The sequence below is a fragment of the Clostridium estertheticum subsp. estertheticum genome (assembly GCF_001877035.1).
GTDB classification, from domain to species: domain Bacteria; phylum Bacillota; class Clostridia; order Clostridiales; family Clostridiaceae; genus Clostridium_AD; species Clostridium_AD estertheticum.
The window spans coordinates 1,412,189-1,429,515 of the sequence record NZ_CP015756.1 but is presented as its reverse complement, the minus strand read 5'-3'; the positions used below and the strand labels follow the sequence as shown (position 1 = coordinate 1,429,515).

Here is a 17,327-nt window from a genome sequence, read left to right as displayed (position 1 = left end):
ATATCAGTTCTCTTAAATTTTTTTTGTTTTTTCTAAATTTATCCACAATAATATAAAAGGATGAACCTTTTTTGGTTCACCCTTTTATATTTAAATAATTTCTATTTTATTATGCCTTAACTTCTGGTTCAGCAGCTGCTGCTTCAGGAGTTGCAACTACTTCTTCAACTACTTCTTCAACCTCTTCCTTCATTTGTGTTATAGATGCGTAAACTTCATCTTCTTTATCAGTAACTCTTATTTCTTTATTTAAATCAAAATTCTTTATTGTAATTGAATCTCCAAGTGCCATTTGTGATACATCAACACTTAGTGAATCTGGCATTATAGCCATCTTACCAAACACATCTATTTCTGATTTTTGAACTTGTAATTGAAGACGTTGTGAACTTAAATTCTCTTCACCCTTATAAGAAATAGGTAGTTGTAATTTAATTTCATGATCTTTAGATACAAGTTGAACGTCTATGTGTGTGATTTTAGCAGTTACTGGATGTCTTTGAATTTCTTTTATAAATCCAGTTTTTTCTTCTTCTCCGTATTTAACTACAACTTTTGCATTAGAACCATGTTTTACAAGAATTTTTCTTAATGGTACTAATTCAAATTTTACAGAAGTTGCATCTGTAGAACCATCTCCATACATTACTCCTGCTATAAAACCATCTTCATTAAATTTTTTATTGCTTGTAGTTCTTTCAAGTGCATTCAAAATAACCTGTTCCATAATAATTCGCTCCTCTTGGCTTATAAAGCCTTTCTGTTTATTATTTTATATACATATGTTACCAATAATAATTTCCAATAGTATTTGTGTTAAACTTTAAAATGACGTGATTTTTTTAATTAACAGTACCTAAAAATTTAATATATGTAATTGTAAACATTAAAAGACAACATAAATACTCTGCTGCCTTCGTAAATACATTTGTTGAATTTCTATATTGTACATATCATTTATACAAATAAATAAAAAAAACCAGCATCACTACCCAAAAGGTAACATTAGTAATTAAAACATAATTATATTATAGCACATTATATCATATATTAGCAACAGAAGTTGTCAGTCCCTCTAACATCTTTTTAAGTGTCATTATAAACTAATTTTCTTAATAAATCAATTTAAAATGGGTATAATTAAATAAGTTAACTTCCTAGCTTTAATTGTTAAAATACACAATACATCCATATGTTCATTATTTACTGTTATACTTGTATATATAAATATTGATTGGAGGAATTACAGTGATTAAATATAAAAAAATACCTTATATAGAGTTTGTCCCCATAATTATAATTACTTTTCTTCTTTACAGAATAGTAAATAACATTGAAAATGTAGGTTCAATACTTCATAAAATTTTTTCATTAATGAGCTACTTTATCTGGGGGTTCGTTATAGCTTATTTACTAAATCCACTTATGGTGTACCTTGAGAAAAAAGTGAAGATAAAAAGACTCTATAGTATAGGAATAATTTATACATTATTAGTAGGCATTATAATTTTAATAACAACTTTACTTGCCCCAAATATTATTAGCAGTGCCGTAGATTTATTTAATAATATCCCTAAATTTGCAGATAAATCATATAAATGGTCTACTCTTTTTATATCTCAAAATCAGTTATTAAACAAATTTGATATAACATCTTACTTGAATAAGTACCTTAATACTTTTAATAACGATATATCAAAATATTTTGCCCCAGGTTTACAACTTATTCTTGATAACCTAGTGGGTTTAAGTTCTTTATTTATGAAATTAGTGTCTGGTATAGTAATATCTGTTTATTTTCTAATGGATAAAGAATCTATTATTTTATATCTTCAAAAATTTATTTACTCTATTTCAAGTGAACATATCGCTATTACCATAATTGATTTTTTAAAAATAGTTAATACTATATTTAAAAAGTATTTCGTTGGTAAAACAATTGACTCTATTATTTTTGCAATTATATCATTTATTGGATTTATTATATTAGGTATACCTTATGCCTTGCCTTTTAGCTTAGTAATTGGAATAACAAATATGATTCCATACTTTGGAAACATTATAGGAATGGCTCCTGCTGTTATAATAACACTATTCTTTAATCCAGTTAAATCTATAGAAATAATGCTCTTTATTGTAACCCTTAGCAACATTGATGGATGGTTCATCCAACCAAAAATCATTGGCGATAAGGTCGGTCTTAGTCCTCTACTTATAATCCTTGGAATAGTTCTTGGCGGAGGGTTATTCGGAATTATAGGAATGTTACTTGGTGTTCCAGCTATTGCATTAATTAAGACTCTACTAGAAAATTTCATGGATAAACAAGTTAAAAACAAATAAATACACTAAGTATAATAAGACACTTGCAAAGTAAATCACCTCGCAAGTGTCTTATTAGTTATCTTATACCTTACATAAATTTTTTTTTGATTTTGCATCAAACATAAAAGAAAGTGCAAGTGACACTATCGCGATTATGATCATTGCTACAAATACCTCATGAAGCCCTGAATTTAAAGATAACTTTACTTGAAGTATACTTAGACTGTTACTCGAAATTGAACTAGAATATAAATTGCTTGGCTTTATACCACTTATTCCTAGATTATTAAAATATTTAACTATATACATATTTAATATGGTTCCAAAAACGCTTACTGCAATAGTTTGTCCTAATGTTCGCACTAGCGAATTCACTGCTGTCGCTGCCCCTCTTTTATTATATCCTACAGACTCTTGCACCACTATTGTTAATGTAGTAAATGCTCCTCCAAAACCAAATCCCATGATAAAACCATAAACTACAACTAATTGTAATGGAGATTCAATACTTAAAGTAGCTAAAAACACACAACTAATAAGCAAAATAAGATTAGCTGTCCCAACCACTATTTTCTTACCATACTTAGGAATAGCTTTGCTCAAAACGAATGATGATAAGAGCCACGATATAGACATCGGCGCCATAGATATTCCAGAGATTGTAGGTCCAAATCCCAAAACATTTTGCATATATAAAGGCATATAAACCTCAGCGCCAATTAAAATACCTGATGCTAAAAAACTTATAGCATTTACTATATTACTAGTCTTTGTAAAAATATCAAAAGGTATAATAGGTTCTTCCGCCTTTTTTTCCACATAATAGAATAAAACTAACAACACAATTGTAACAGCTATTGATATTACTGTTTTCATTTTACCACCAGATAAACTTCCTAGTAAAAAAGTTATGATTGCGAATGAAAATAATAATGTACCTACATAATCTATTTTGTGTTTCTTCCTTTCAACAGTTTCAATTAAATTCTTTTGCAAAAGTACTATAGATATTATCCCAAAAGGTAAGTTTATAAAAAAAATCCAGTTCCAAGAAATATTTTCTATCAAAAAACCTCCTAAAAAAGGTCCAGCTAAACTTGCTATTCCCCATACTGTACTTATCCCTCCTTGAATCCTTGTACTTTCTTTAGCAGTGAAAATATCACCAACTATAGTATATGTAATGGTAAATATCGCTCCTGCTCCTAGTCCTTGAATGCCACGAGACGCTATAAGCTGATACATACTTTGTGATATTCCACAAAGACAGCTTCCGACTATAAAAATTGCAATTCCAATTGATAGAACATTTTTCCTTCCATATAAATCTGATAATTTTCCATATATCGGTGTAGAAATTGCAGATGTCAATAAATAAGCAGAAAAAACCCAGCTTATAAGTTCAAACCCATTTAAATCTTTTACTATAGTGGGTATTGCCGTAGTTACAACTGTACCCTCTACAGCTGCAAGAAACATCGCCACCATTAATGCAATTACTATACCTCTGTTTTTTGATTTCATTCCTTATGTCACTTCCCTTAATATGATAATTATCCTCAATATTTGATCTAAATAATAATAGAAGACAAATACCATTTTACCATCAAAACATGAATACTTGTACCCAAATTTAAACACCTTATATAAAATTTTGAATTATTCATTCTCTTTGCTATTTTTCAAAGTTTCTTTTAACGATTTTATTCCGAGCTGACCAGTACTTATCGCTATTGCAGCAAGTTCATCTACAGTCGAATCTTCTCTAGCTGAAAATACCCCCAGTAACATAGGAATATTTGCTCCGGTTATAATATCCATGTTTTTTCCCTTTGCTGCTATCCTACTAGCTGCATTGAAAGGGCTACCACCAAACAAATCTACCATAAAAAGAACACCTGCTTGACACCGCAAAGACTTTATAACATCCTCATATTTTTTCATCAAGTCATCTGCGCCTTCTCCTGGCAAGTAAGTTATTGTAGCAACGTTCCTTTGCTTTCCTAAAATCGATTCTGTTAATTTTAATATTTCTTCGGAAACCTTACCATGTGTTGCGAGTATTATAGCTATCATCAATTAGCCCTCCAATTCAAGTACTTTATACTTTCTCTTTTATATATTTATATATTAAAATCCATATCTTAAGACAAATCACTACTTATTATAATACTCTTTTATTAATACACTATTCAATGATGTATTTGTATTAAATGCAAATAATAAAATTCACCAGTTAATGTATTATCATTTATATTTTGCACTAAAGTGGGTAAACTAAATGTAACGTATGTTAAATATAGCTTTTTCATTTGGAAGGTGGGTAATTATGAGTAAAAATAATAAAAACAAAAAAAAGTTGAACAATCAATTAAATGGTAGTAATTTTTCAAATTTTCCTATAAATAGTAGTTTGATAAACATACCTATTATACCTAACATGGTCAATATTAATAGCAATATTCCTGAGGAAGAAATAAAAAAGAGAAAATAATTTTTATAATAATTAAGATAGGCATGGTTGCTTGTCTTAATTATTATGGACTAAACTTCTAAACTACGGGCCTTAATAATTTTTTTATACCAAATTGCACTATCTTTCATGATTCTTTCCTGAGTATTATAATTTACATACACCATTCCAAAACGTTTTGAATATCCATATGACCATTCAAAATTATCCATGAAAGACCATAAATAATAACCCTTTAGATTTCCGCCTTCCTTAATAAATTCTTGAATCACTTTAAGATGTACTTTAATAAAATTTATTCTATCTATATCGTGAATCTTATTATCTCCTGTTACTACATCATCATAGGCAGCTCCATTTTCAGTAATGTAAAGTGGCAGTTTTGTATATTCTTGCTTAATTCTTGTAAGTAGATCATGCATTGACTCTGGGCTATTCTCCCATCCCATCGCAGTTTTTTCTTTTTCACCATCTACTCCTCGAAATTTCAACTGCGAATGTCCATCATATTCCACTATACTTCTAGTGTAATAATTTATTCCTAAAAAATCCATATCAGTAGATATAATATTTAAATCTCCCTCTAGAATGAAATCTAGTACTCCAACCTCTTTCTCATATAAATCAACCATGTCTTCTGGATAATGACCCTTAAGTAATGGATCTAAAAACCATCTATTATTGTATCCATCACTAATTTTTGCAGCTATTACATCTTCCTTCTTCATTGATACTGCATATGTTGGTGATAAATTCAAAGTTATTCCTATTTTACTATTTTCAAATTTAAACTTTTTAAATGCCCTTACTACAATGCCATGAGATAGTAATAAATGATGCGCAACTATTAATGCCTTTTTTAAATCTTTATTTCCCGGTGCATGCATTCCTAAATAGTTTCCAAGTATAGATGCACAAAAGGGTTCATTATGTGTTATCCACATAGAAACATCCTGTCCAAATTCCTCAAATATTCTTGTGCAATAATCCTCAAACCAATATATGCAATCCCTATTTTCCCAACCCCCTAAATCCTGAGCCCATTGTGGTAAATCCCAATGATATAATGTAATTGCCGGAGCAATCTTTTTATCTTTTAATTCATTTATTAAATTTTTATAAAATTTTACCCCCTCTGGGTTAAACTCATCCTTACACGGAAATATTCTAGACCACGAAATAGAAAATCTATATGAATCTACTCCTATATTATCTAAAATCTTCACATCTTCCTTAACCCTATGGTAATGGTCACAAGCTATATCTCCAGTATGACCCATAAAAACATTCTCTTCTTTCTTTGAAAAGGTATCCCAAATCGATGGCATTCTTCCACCTTCATTAACTCCTCCCTCTATTTGGTATGCTGCCGTAGCCGTTCCAAGTATAAAATCATCTTCGAATTTATTCATCTCAATACCCCCTAATTAAATATATCACATTCCTGTATTATTTTAACATAGTATCACAATTATAATTTAATAAATAGCTTTACTATTTTAAAATTTTACGAATAAAATCTGCTAGAGATCTACCCATTTTCTCATGCGTCTTTAAGCTAGGGTGACCATTAATACCGTAACCATCACTTTCTACCTGATGATCAAATTCAAGAAAATATAACCATTTATTATTAATTTCATTATCTTTATTTAGCTTATTAACAACATCATTTTTTATATAATCTCTTGTTACCGTAAGTGCATTTCCATCTATTATAGGGCCTATAGCGCAAATTATTTTTGCCTCCTTGTAATTTTTGTGAACTTTGTTTACTAATTTAATATACGCCACAGTAAACTCTTCTCTATTTGGAATAAATCCTGAGCTAAAATCATTAGTTCCAAGATTTATTACTACAACTTGAGGTATAAAGCTTTCAAACTGCCATGTATCATCTTTATCCGGAAGAATACGCGGGTAAATTTCCGGAAGCACGTTTAATTTATTTCCATCATAACTTCTAATTAGTCCAAATCCTGAACGTGCAACAATTATATATTCTGCCTCAAGGTCCCTTGCGGCTATAGATCCATAAGATAAATATGAGTTATCATATTTAGGGCTGTATTCTATTTCTCTATTCTCTGCTTCATTCCCAAATCCACAGCTTATAGAGTCTCCAACAATTTCTATTCTTCGATTTAAAGGGGTAGCCGGTGTCAGTATCTTACCTTTATCAAAATCAAATCCTAAAAATTGAGCAGTTCCCAGATAAAACTCCGTACGCACTATAATACTTACTTCGTGTTCACCTAAAATCAGTTCTGATGCAAGTAAAAATATTTTTTCTTCCCCTTCACTTAATTTCAAAGAATTAATAACAACTTCTCCATCTATAATTATAATAAAATAATTATCACCAAGTGATCTAATTTTTGTAGAAACACTGCTTCCATAAAACTTTGCATAAATGGTACTTGCAGGCCATGCAAATTTAGGTCCCCTTGCGTCACTAAAATCAAATCTTCCTATATACCTAACTCCCGCCTTATCACTACATTTTGATTCATATGTTATAAACTCACTCATTTTCTCCCCCTAATTATAATACTACTCCAATCATAGCTAATCTAAAATTAGTTCCACGACTACTATTTATAACTTTAAGCTCAAATTTATGTTCTATATTATCAAAATCATCTCCTATATAGAGGACTCTATACCATCCATAATTTCCACACCAGTCAGGGCAATCCCACCTTATTTTTACCCATTCTCCATCATCTAAAAGGTACTCAAAATCCGCTGATTTTTTGCCAAAATCAAACCCAAGTACAAGACCTCTTCCATTAAATAAAAATAATAATTCTGCCCCACTAACAGAAGTGTCAAGAATTTGGTCCATCCATTGAATTGTTGTACATCTTCTAATTGTCCAAGGACCTTTTAGCTTCACCTTTGAAAGCGGAAGCAAATAAGACTTTTCCCAGTTATTTTCATTGTAAGACCTGGGGATTATATATTCTAAATTACTCATACTAATTTTAGCTTTAGTAACCAATTTTTTTCTAAAAATTTAATTATACTTTGTCCATATGAATAACTCCCACGAAGGTCTGGGTGAAGTCCATCTGGAACCCATTCCTCCATTCGTATAAGCCCTCGCATTACTTCATCTAGTGCATAAAGTCCCATCCATACAGAACTTATATCATAATGATTTGCTAAAATTTCAAATTCATTGATTGTCGATGGGACCTTGCTATTTATCATTTCTTCATACATCTCCATACAAAATGTGTATGTTAAAACTAAATCACTCTTCCCCGATGCCAATAGTTTTCTTAAAAGTCCTTCCCTAGTTCTCATAGTTTTCTCTTTAGGCAAATCATTATCATTTACAGCAAACTCAACAAAAATGAGGTCACAATTTCTTTCTATTATATCTCTTTTCACTCTAAATACGCCTAGTTCACTTCCTGTACCACCGATTGCTGCATTCTCAATAATTATTTTAACATTTGGAAACTTATCCACAAACCATGCTGTTACAGGTTCCGGCCATCTATTTCTACCTCTTGAATCGGTTATTGATCCGCCTATAAATCCTATAGTCAATTTTTCTCTCTTAATAGCTTCAATGGTTCTTTTAAGATCCCTACGATACTTAAATACTTCTAATTCCATTATAAACATCCCTTTTTAATAAAATTTTACTTATAGTATTCCATAATATTGTTCCTTCATATTTTTTAAAAAAATCCCTAAATCTCAAGTTAATGCGATTTAAGGATTTGTAATAAATTATTATATTGTAACAAAACTATCTATATTCCTCTGCATCCCCAGGTGCTAATTCAGAATTAGCTTTTATATATTGTACAAGCTCATCAACATCACAATATGCAACTGCGAGATAAGTATCCGCCGCTCCATAGTATATAGCAATTCTTCCAGTTTCTGCATCATGCAATGTAGCACAAGGAAAGGCAACATTTGGAACAAAACCTGTGGTTTCATATTCTTTCTCAGGTGTAAGAATATAGTCCCTTGTTCTATACAGAACCTTAGAAGGATTATTTATATCAAGTATTACAGCTCCAAAACTGTAAACAAACCCGTTGCAGGTTCCTGAAACACCATGATAAAATAATAGCCATCCTTCTGTAGTCTCTATTGGTACAGCTCCAGCTCCTATCTTAGTTGCTTGCCACCATCCAGCTCCACCCTTCGACATAACTCTTCTATGTCTTCCCCAATGAACTAGATCTGGACTTTCACTTATGAAGATATCTCCAAATGGTGTATGTCCACTGTCACTTGGTCTACTAAGTAACATAAACTTATCATTTATCTTCCTTGGAAATAGCACACCATTTCTATTGAATGGGATGAATGGATTTTCAAGTCTAGTAAAATTTTTAAAATCTTTTGTTTTTCCTATTGCAAGCGATGCACCTGCAAAATCTGAGCACCATATAATATAATAAGTATCCTCTATTTTCACAAGTCTTGGATCATAAGAATATGATGGCTCATATAAAATGCCTAACTCATCCTTCCAATGAATTTCTTCATTTTCAATATCCCATTTTAAGCCATCTAAACTACGACCTATATGCAATTGTGGTTTACCATGCTTATGGTCTGCTCTAAATATCCCTATAAAACCATCACCATATGGTACTACTGAACTATTATAAACACGAGCAGTCTTTGGGGTTGGATTCCAAGCTATAATAGGGTTCCCCTCGTGTCTCCATACAACCCCATCATAAAGTGCTGGTTTATCCTGCCATGGCATGTTTTTGATAACCTCTCCAACAATTTTAACTTTACTCATTTTCTACTCCTCCTTCTATGTTTCTTTTAATAAGTTCAATACGTTGCTGTACACAATCATAAGAACGCAAAGGATCTGATGGAGTTGCATACGCATATTCTAGTAACAGGTCAACAGTAGTTGTTGCCACATGAATCCTCGTATCACAAGATGCATAATATATAAACACATCACCATTTCTTCTTGCGATAACTCCATTTGTAAATACTACATTAGATACATCTCCAACGCGTTCTTCACCAAAAGGTGCAATTAAATATCCACCTGGAGCTGCAATTACTTTTTCAGGATTAAGTAAATCTGTTACAAATAAATAAATAACATATCTAAGCCCTACAGCCGTATTCCTCACTCCATGAGCAATGTGAATCCAACCTTTCTTAGTTTTTATTGGAACACAACCAGCTCCATTTTTTGATTCTGTAATGGTATGATACTTTCTCGGACTTAGTACCGTTTCTTTTTTAATTATGGCATTTTCCATGGTATCACTATAACCAAAACATATTCCACTTTCACTTCCGGTATCTATAAATCCATCCATAGGACGAGTGTATAATAGGTATTTACCATTTACAAATTCAGGATGCAAAACCACATTTCTCTGCTGAGGTGAGGTCGTTTTAAGATTGGGCATTCTTTCCCAAGTTTTTAAATCTTTTGTTCTAACTATTCCAGCCTCTGCAATTGCGGAAGAAAGATCACCTTTTTCTACACTTGGATCTTTTCTTTCCGAACAAAATATACCATAAATGAAACCATCTTCATGTTTAGTGAGTCTCATATCGTATAAATTTGTTTCATATGGGTTTGTATCTGGAATTACTACAGGGTAATTTATAAATTTAAAATTATCTATACCGTTATCACTCCTTGCTATTGCAAAAAATGATTTACGGTCACTACCTTCCATTCTTGTTACTAAATAAAATTTACCACTTAATTCTATTGCACCTGGGTTAAATACGGCATCAATTCCTAGAGTCTCAATAAAATTTGGGTTGGACTCTTCATTTAAGTCATATCTCCAACTAAGTGGTACATGTTTTCTAGTTAATACAGGGTAACAATACCTTTTGTAAATCCCATTGTACTCATCGGATACTACATTTACTCTGCTAATGAGTTTATTATATTTCTCAAGTTCTCTAAGATATTTCTTCTTCATGGCTCTTCCACATCCTTTCAATAATTTCTATACACATTCTTCCATTATGATATGGACATTTCCACGGTTCAACAATAGGCATATTAATAATAGGACTATTATCCTTTGCAAGTTTCCAATACCATTCACTATTTTCTTTTTTATCAACAACAAATTTCTTAATATATTTACAAAGATCATTTGCTGCATTTAAATACTTTATATCCTTTGTCTTTTCGTAAGCATTATAAAACCCAACGATTGTCTCAGCTTGAACCCACCACACTCTCCCAGCATCTGTAATTCCATCTACCGTCTCGTTAATTACGCCTAAGGTAGAATATGCATTTTTGTAAATATTTTCAGCAATTTCCAATGTGTACTCATGTGTACTTTCTATTAGTTTCTTATCCTCTAATATCTCTGCCGCTCTATCGATTAACCAACTGCCTTCAATATCGTGCCCATAAGATTGTATGTCAACCGTTTCACTCCAATCTTTGTCAAAAAATACCTTTAAACTATGTTTTTTAGGCGAATATATTTTATTTTTTATTAAATCCAAAATATAATATAACCTTTTAGCCACATTATTATCTTTTGATACTTCGTAAAGAAGCGTATAAGCTTCTAATATGTGCAAATGTGTGTTCATTGTTCTATCAGATATTACATTATTTTCACTAAGCATCTCATTTTCTTTTTCATTCCATAACCTATCAAATTCTTCTAAATAACCATTTGAATTTTCACATTTATTTTCTATTAACGCGAATAATTTTTTTGCTTTATTAAGGACTTCTTCTTTCCCAGTTGCCTTATAATACTGGCATAGCCCATATATTCCAAATGCCTGATTGTATATATGTTTTCTATTATCTGTTGGCACTCCTTTAAAATCTACCATCCAATATAAACCTTCATATTCATCATCAAAAAGCTTTGTTTCCATAAATTCATATGCATGATTTGCAAGCCTTAACGCCTCTGGTTTCTTTTGCAAACAATATATTGCAGAAAAAAACCATAAAATCCTTGTATTTAAAATAACTCCTTTTTCTGAATTTTTATTAATTATGCCTTCATAGCCCACATATCCATAGAAACCACCATTTTCATAATCGGCTAAATTACTCCAGAACGGAAAAATACGTTCATCCAATTCTTTTTTAACTTCTTTCAATAAATCTAACATAAAAATATCTCCCATCTAAAGTTTTTTTAGTTTTATACCTACTTAACTGAACCATTTACAAAACCATTGTATATATATTTTTGTAATGTTAAAAATGCAACAAGAGTCGGAATAATAATTAGAATGACACCCGCACATATTACATTCCACTGTCCCCCATAAGGTCCAATAAACTTATAAAGTGAAGTTGATAAAGTTTGAAGCTTCTGGTCCGGCATATAAAGAAATGGAATATAGAAATCATTATATATTGTAACTCCACGAATAATCGCAACTGTAGCAATCGCAGGCTTTAAATTTGGAAGTATAATTCTAAAAAATATATAGGGATAAGAAGCTCCTTCAAGTTTCGCCGATTCATCAAGACTTACATGTATTGACTCCATAAAAAGAAGCATAATATACAAACTCATTACATCTGCTCCAAGATAAAGTGCTATTGGAGCCCAAATTGTACCAAATAGTCCTAAAAAATTCACTATTTTAAAAGTTGCAACTTGAGTTGTTACCATCGGTATAAGCATTGCCATAAGATATGCTCCAAAAACTAATTTTTTACCAAAAAACTCAAATCTATCTAATACATAAGCAACCATTGCTCCAAAAATAATTGTGCCCACTAATGAAATTGCCATAATAATAACAGTGTTTTTAAGCCCTGTAATCATTCCGCCATCCGTAAAAGCAGTTTTAAAATTATCAAAATACAAGAAACTATTAGGTAAATCTAATTTCCCTGAAACATTGAACTCAGTACGCGTTTTAAAAGCGGCAAATAATATTACAAGTACTGGTGCTACAACAACAATAACTGCCAATATTAAAGAAAAATACTTGATTATAGTCAATATAACATGACTATATTTTTTAGATTTATAGTTTTCTTTTTGCATATTAATCTGCCTCCTTAAAAAATACTTTTTCAAAAATTGTTGCTATTGCTACAATTATAAGAACAATCACAGCCATTGCAGATCCAAGTCCTACCTGCTGAAATTTAAAAGCAGTGTTTACTGTTTGAATGACAAAAGTGTTACTTCCATTTGCTCCACCCGTCATTATATATGGAATCTCAAATACACTTATTGCTCCAGATACAGCTAGGATTAAATTCAGTTCTATAATTTTTTTAACACTTGGAAGTACTATATATTTCACCTTTTGCCATTCAGTAGCTCCATCTAAATCTGCAGCTTCCATTACTTCTCCAGATATAGATTGTATAGCACCTAAGAATATTATGAAATTAAAGCCAACATATCTCCATATAGAAACTGTTGATAATGAATAGTTTATAATTTTTTCATTTCCAAGCCACAGATGTATAAATTGTCCCATCCCTAGCATGTTTAATATCGTATCTAATGTTCCATCTGGTCTAAGAAAGAAAATAAATATCAAAGAAATTGCTACCCCATTAAGTAGATAAGGGAAAAACAATATAGCTTTGTATATACTTTTTCCTTTTAATTTTCCATTTATTATAACAGCAAAATAAAATGCAATAAATAATTGAATGAAACCACCGAAAAAATAGTAGATACTATTTTTTAAAGCTAGAAAATAATTAGGATTTTTAAATATTTCTATATAATTAGCAAAACCAACCCATGTTTTATTAACACTATATCCATTCCAATCTATAAAACTGTAATAAATCATATTTATAGCAGGCAAAAATGTAAATATAATTAAAAAAAGTAACGGAATAAATAAGAAAAGAAATACTACAACCTTCTCCTGTTTTTTATAACTGAGCTTTCCAAACATCTCCCCACACCCTTTATTCATATTTTAAAAATAGGGAGGGAAATCCCTCCCCATATTTAATATTTAAGCGTTTTCTTTGCATTAGCCCAATTAGTGTTTAACTCTGTAATCGTTTTGTCAAAATCAGCCTTGCTCTTTTTAGCTTCTATAGCAACCTTTTGAACATAAAGACCGCCATAAAAATCTATAGCTGCTTTATTAGCAATTTTATCTTTCTTATCACTCTCGTCTCCATTTGGTCCTGGAGCTATATATAAAAGTTTAGTTGATGTAGTAAATTCTTTTATGATTGGATTAGTAGATTCTTTACCCTTTTGTATTGGGATAAATCCATTATCATTAGCATAAGTAGAATTTACAAATGCAAATAAGAAATCGGCTGCTTCAGTTTTATTTTCACTTGCTTTACTAACTGCTAAACGCCAATCTGGTGATGTAATTGCACTAAGTTTTCCTGAATCGTCAAGAGGTATTGCTGAGAATCCAATATCACCTTTATTTGCTGCAGCTGTTTGTATTTGTGGTATTGCCCATGTACCAAGGAACATCATACCAATTTTGCCTTGTCCAAGATCAGTTTTAGACTGTTCCCAATTTGTAGTAGTAAGATCGGGTTCTACCCATCCACTGAATACAAACTTGTAAAGCATGTTAAGTGATTTACCATTTGGCTTGTCTGCTGAAAATGGTGCTGTTTCTTTATATATAGTATTATAATAACTTCCATTACCAGACATAGGAATCGCCAAATTATCCCATTCTTGCAGTGGCCATTTATCTTTAAAATTAGTTGCTAATGGAATAATTCCTGCTCTCTTAAGCTTTGCAGCTGCAGCATATAATTCAGTTACAGTTGTTGGGAATTTTACTATACCTGCTTTTTTAAACGCCGCTTTATTGTAAACTACTCCACTAGCGCCCATTCCATAACTTAATCCATAAGTAGTATATGTTCCATCTGAATTTTTAACTGCTTTATCATCAGTATAATTGTAACCTTTTAATTTAGCATCTGTATTTTTACCAAGTGGCTCAAAAAACTGTGATAACTCTGTATTTGCAATTCCATTTGGTATTAAAAGTACATCCCCATATTTTTTTGAATTCAAACGAACCTTTACATCTCCGTCATAGTCTGTGATACCTTCCCATTTAATAGTTACCCCTGTTTTGGTCTTATACTCATCACCAAATTTTTTCAAATCTGTGCTTACAATGTCTGTTCTGTTGGTTAATACGGTCAAAATTACATCTTTTTTAGCTGAAGTTGTAGCTGCTTGCTTACCGCAACCTGCTAATACAGCAATTGACATCATTGCTAGCAAAACTGAACTAATTACCTTTTTCATATTCATCCCCCTTAAGTATATTAAGTAACGTTATTGTTGCGTTACAATTATATTTTAAGTCAACGTTTACACAATGTCAACTAAAATTTTTATAAGTTTTAAATTTATGATATTTACATCAGCCCCTTGATTTAAGGCCTCACCTGGTTCTTTTATAATTTTCTTGTAACTTAACGATAAAAGTTTTTTCCAAAAAAAAAGCCCAAACTTTTAGTTTGAGTCAAAAACTTATATATGCTTTATTTTTTTGTAGAATCTCTAATTATAAGATTACCTTTAATCATAACTCTTCCATATTGAGTTTTTACATCATTTATTTTTTTTGAAATCATTTTTATAGCAACTCTAGCCATCTCATCTAAATCAACTCTCACCGTTGAGATAGTTGGATTTGATTGCATAGCATGTATCGAATCATCAAATCCCACTACAGAATAATCCTCCGGTATTTTATATCCACATTTTTCAAGCTTTTGTATCAATATCAATGCAGTTTTATCACAATTGCATACGAAAGCTGTTGGCATATCATCAGGCAGAATAATATCAAGCCACATACTATCATCAGTTCTATCATTAATAATCCAACTATCTTTAAACTGTAACCTATACTCCAAGATAGATTTATAATATCCTAAAAATCTATCTTGAATGCTACTAGTTAGATTTAAATTGCCTACAAATGCTATTTTGGTATGCCCTTTTTCAATTAGCATATTGGTAATTTCATAAGTTCCAAAAAAATTATCAGTATTAATACTATCTACGTCAACTTTATCATAATAAAAATCTAAAAACACTAACGGAATATTTTGCTTCACGATTTTTTTAACATATTCCTTTGAAAGTTGTCCAAGTATAATTACACCGTCAACGGTTTTGTCCTCTACCATAATAGGTATTATTCCATTTTTTTCATTATTAAAAGTCAATATATGAAACATACAAGTATAATGTATCTTTTCCAAATAGCTTGATAATAATCTATATAAATCTATGTAAAAATAATCTTCTTGTCCATAATATCTTTCTGCTGAAATAATTCCTATACACTTTGGATCATCATTCATTGTCAAATTACCCTTTGAATTAAAAACATACCCAGTTTCTACTGCTGCGTGCCTTATTTTCTCCTTCATACTTTCACTAATATCCCTATTTCCTCTTAACGCCTTAGATACTGTGACCTTTGAAACTCCAACTTTATTTGCAACATCCTGCATTGTAACTTTTTTCGCCATAGTGTCTTCGCTCCTTCTACAATAATTATGTTTATACTTAAAAAATATTATATTTAATCAAATTATGTATCCAAATAATTATAATTCATAACACATACTATTATATACGTTTTTAACTTAACAAATCAATAGTTTTTGATAAATATTACTTTACAAAGTTTTTGTAATAAATAAAGCATCTATCTTATTGTTTTTTTTGTAAACATTTTAAAAACTCGTTAATGAAACTGTATAGTGATTTTAGGTCTTATTCAGGCTTTATTTGATTAAATACATATGAAATTTAAAATATTTAATCAATTACTTTACTTAATATTTTATCCACCAGTAAATAAACTAGAATCAAAAACTAAACAATTCAAATTATAAAAAACTTTAAATACAAAAACACAGTAGATTTCTATTTCCTCAACTGTGTTTTTATATCTGCTCTTATTTTTATGACTCTTCCCACTCAGGTCTTAGTAGTCCATATAAATACATATCATATCGTCTACCATCTCTGTGAATAAACTCCCTATAAACACCTTCTCTTTTAAATCCTAATTTCTCATATAGTTTTATTGCAGCTTCATTATATTCAAGCACCGTAAGATATATTCGATGAAAATTTAATTCCTCAAATCCAAACTCTATAGTTAATTTAAGCGCTTCTTTTCCATACCCTTGCCCCCTATTTCCACTTTCACCAAGTCCTATGTATATTAAAGCAGTACCATTATTCCAAGATATATTTTCAAATCCTGTAACTCCAATGATTTTTTGCATTTCAAGTATTTTAACAGCAAAAATATAAGCTGTATTACTCCTTCTTACATCATTAATTGTCTCGAGTACATCTTCAAAATTTTTAGGAGTTGCACTTACTACATCATAATTACGCATGAATGATACATCATTGTGCCATTTTTGAATTTCTAGCATGTCTTCTTCGTTTATAGACGTAAGATTCACTTTTTTCCCCATCAACAAATTCTTCACTATTTCACCTTGCCTTCACTTTATTTTAATTATAAACATAAGACTTATTCAAAAAAATAG

General features: G+C 30.7%; 17 protein-coding genes. 2 read left to right on the top strand and 15 right to left on the bottom strand.

The features are described from left to right. Positions 1-109: 109 nt before the first annotated feature. Entirely contained in the window at positions 110-727 is a 618-nt protein-coding gene (locus tag A7L45_RS06660; protein WP_071612052.1) for a 50S ribosomal protein L25, read from the bottom strand. A 521-nt stretch (positions 728-1,248) separates the two neighbouring features. Between A7L45_RS06660 and A7L45_RS06655 the strand changes: the two genes are divergently transcribed. Further along, positions 1,249-2,343: an AI-2E family transporter gene (locus A7L45_RS06655; protein WP_071612051.1), complete on the top strand. Its 1,095-nt coding sequence runs from the start codon at positions 1,249-1,251 to the stop codon at positions 2,341-2,343. A 63-nt stretch (positions 2,344-2,406) separates the two neighbouring features. Here the strand turns inward: A7L45_RS06655 and A7L45_RS06650 are convergent, their stop codons facing one another. Both A7L45_RS06650 and A7L45_RS06645 read right to left on the bottom strand, forming a co-directional pair. Next, positions 2,407-3,849 carry an MDR family MFS transporter gene (locus A7L45_RS06650; RefSeq protein WP_071612050.1) on the bottom strand — a complete coding sequence of 481 codons (1,443 nt, stop codon included), beginning with the start codon at positions 3,847-3,849 and terminating at the stop codon, positions 2,407-2,409. Positions 3,850-3,984: 135 nt separating this feature from the next. Further along, positions 3,985-4,401 carry a mannose/fructose/sorbose PTS transporter subunit IIA gene (locus A7L45_RS06645; protein WP_071612049.1) on the bottom strand — a complete coding sequence of 139 codons (417 nt, stop codon included), beginning with the start codon at positions 4,399-4,401 and terminating at the stop codon, positions 3,985-3,987. Between the two features lie 253 nt (positions 4,402-4,654). Here A7L45_RS06645 and A7L45_RS23120 point away from each other — a divergent pair, with 253 nt between their 5' ends. Beyond that, the gene (locus A7L45_RS23120) at positions 4,655-4,819 is read left to right on the top strand and encodes a hypothetical protein (protein WP_153882445.1); all 165 of its coding nucleotides are present in this window, start codon (positions 4,655-4,657) and stop codon (positions 4,817-4,819) included. Between the two features lie 50 nt (positions 4,820-4,869). Here A7L45_RS23120 and A7L45_RS06640 read toward each other — a convergent pair whose 3' ends face one another. The 12 genes from A7L45_RS06640 to A7L45_RS06585 all read right to left on the bottom strand — a co-directional run bounded on the left by A7L45_RS06640 (position 4,870) and on the right by A7L45_RS06585 (position 17,252). Then, entirely contained in the window at positions 4,870-6,210 is a 1,341-nt protein-coding gene (locus A7L45_RS06640; RefSeq protein ID WP_071612048.1) for a GH1 family beta-glucosidase, read from the bottom strand. Between the two features lie 82 nt (positions 6,211-6,292). After that, complete coding sequence (locus A7L45_RS06635; RefSeq protein ID WP_071612047.1) at positions 6,293-7,330, bottom strand: SGNH/GDSL hydrolase family protein; 1,038 nt, start codon at positions 7,328-7,330, stop codon at positions 6,293-6,295. Positions 7,331-7,343: 13 nt separating this feature from the next. Continuing rightward, positions 7,344-7,778 carry a hypothetical protein gene (locus A7L45_RS06630; protein WP_151553338.1) on the bottom strand — a complete coding sequence of 145 codons (435 nt, stop codon included), beginning with the start codon at positions 7,776-7,778 and terminating at the stop codon, positions 7,344-7,346. Then, complete coding sequence (locus A7L45_RS06625) at positions 7,775-8,428, bottom strand: SGNH/GDSL hydrolase family protein (RefSeq protein ID WP_071612045.1); 654 nt, start codon at positions 8,426-8,428, stop codon at positions 7,775-7,777. Before A7L45_RS06625 ends, A7L45_RS06630 begins: the two co-directional genes overlap by 4 nt. A gap of 136 nt (positions 8,429-8,564) precedes the next feature. Further along, a complete protein-coding gene (locus A7L45_RS06620) occupies positions 8,565-9,584 on the bottom strand; it encodes a glycoside hydrolase family 130 protein (protein WP_071612044.1) in 1,020 nt (339 codons plus the stop codon). Continuing rightward, entirely contained in the window at positions 9,577-10,752 is a 1,176-nt protein-coding gene (locus A7L45_RS06615; protein ID WP_071612043.1) for a glycoside hydrolase family 130 protein, read from the bottom strand. The genes A7L45_RS06620 and A7L45_RS06615 overlap by 8 nt, the downstream gene beginning before the upstream one ends. Then, positions 10,733-11,926, bottom strand: coding sequence for an AGE family epimerase/isomerase (locus tag A7L45_RS06610; protein WP_071612042.1), 1,194 nt, complete (start codon positions 11,924-11,926; stop codon positions 10,733-10,735). The genes A7L45_RS06615 and A7L45_RS06610 overlap by 20 nt, the downstream gene beginning before the upstream one ends. A 38-nt stretch (positions 11,927-11,964) precedes the next feature. Beyond that, positions 11,965-12,819, bottom strand: coding sequence for a carbohydrate ABC transporter permease (locus A7L45_RS06605; protein ID WP_071612041.1), 855 nt, complete (start codon positions 12,817-12,819; stop codon positions 11,965-11,967). 1 nt (position 12,820) lies between these two features. After that, positions 12,821-13,717 (bottom strand): carbohydrate ABC transporter permease, encoded by an 897-nt coding sequence (locus tag A7L45_RS06600; RefSeq protein ID WP_236900472.1) that lies wholly within the window; start codon positions 13,715-13,717, stop codon positions 12,821-12,823. A gap of 35 nt (positions 13,718-13,752) precedes the next feature. Continuing rightward, positions 13,753-15,045, bottom strand: a complete 1,293-nt coding sequence (locus A7L45_RS06595) for an ABC transporter substrate-binding protein (RefSeq protein WP_071612040.1) — start codon at positions 15,043-15,045, stop codon at positions 13,753-13,755. 239 nt (positions 15,046-15,284) lie between these two features. Further along, entirely contained in the window at positions 15,285-16,286 is a 1,002-nt protein-coding gene (locus A7L45_RS06590; RefSeq protein ID WP_071612039.1) for a LacI family DNA-binding transcriptional regulator, read from the bottom strand. Positions 16,287-16,724: 438 nt separating this feature from the next. Further along, on the bottom strand, positions 16,725-17,252 hold the full coding sequence (locus tag A7L45_RS06585) for a GNAT family N-acetyltransferase (RefSeq protein ID WP_071612038.1): 528 nt from the start codon (positions 17,250-17,252) through the stop codon (positions 16,725-16,727). Between the last annotated feature and the right edge of the window lie 75 nt (positions 17,253-17,327).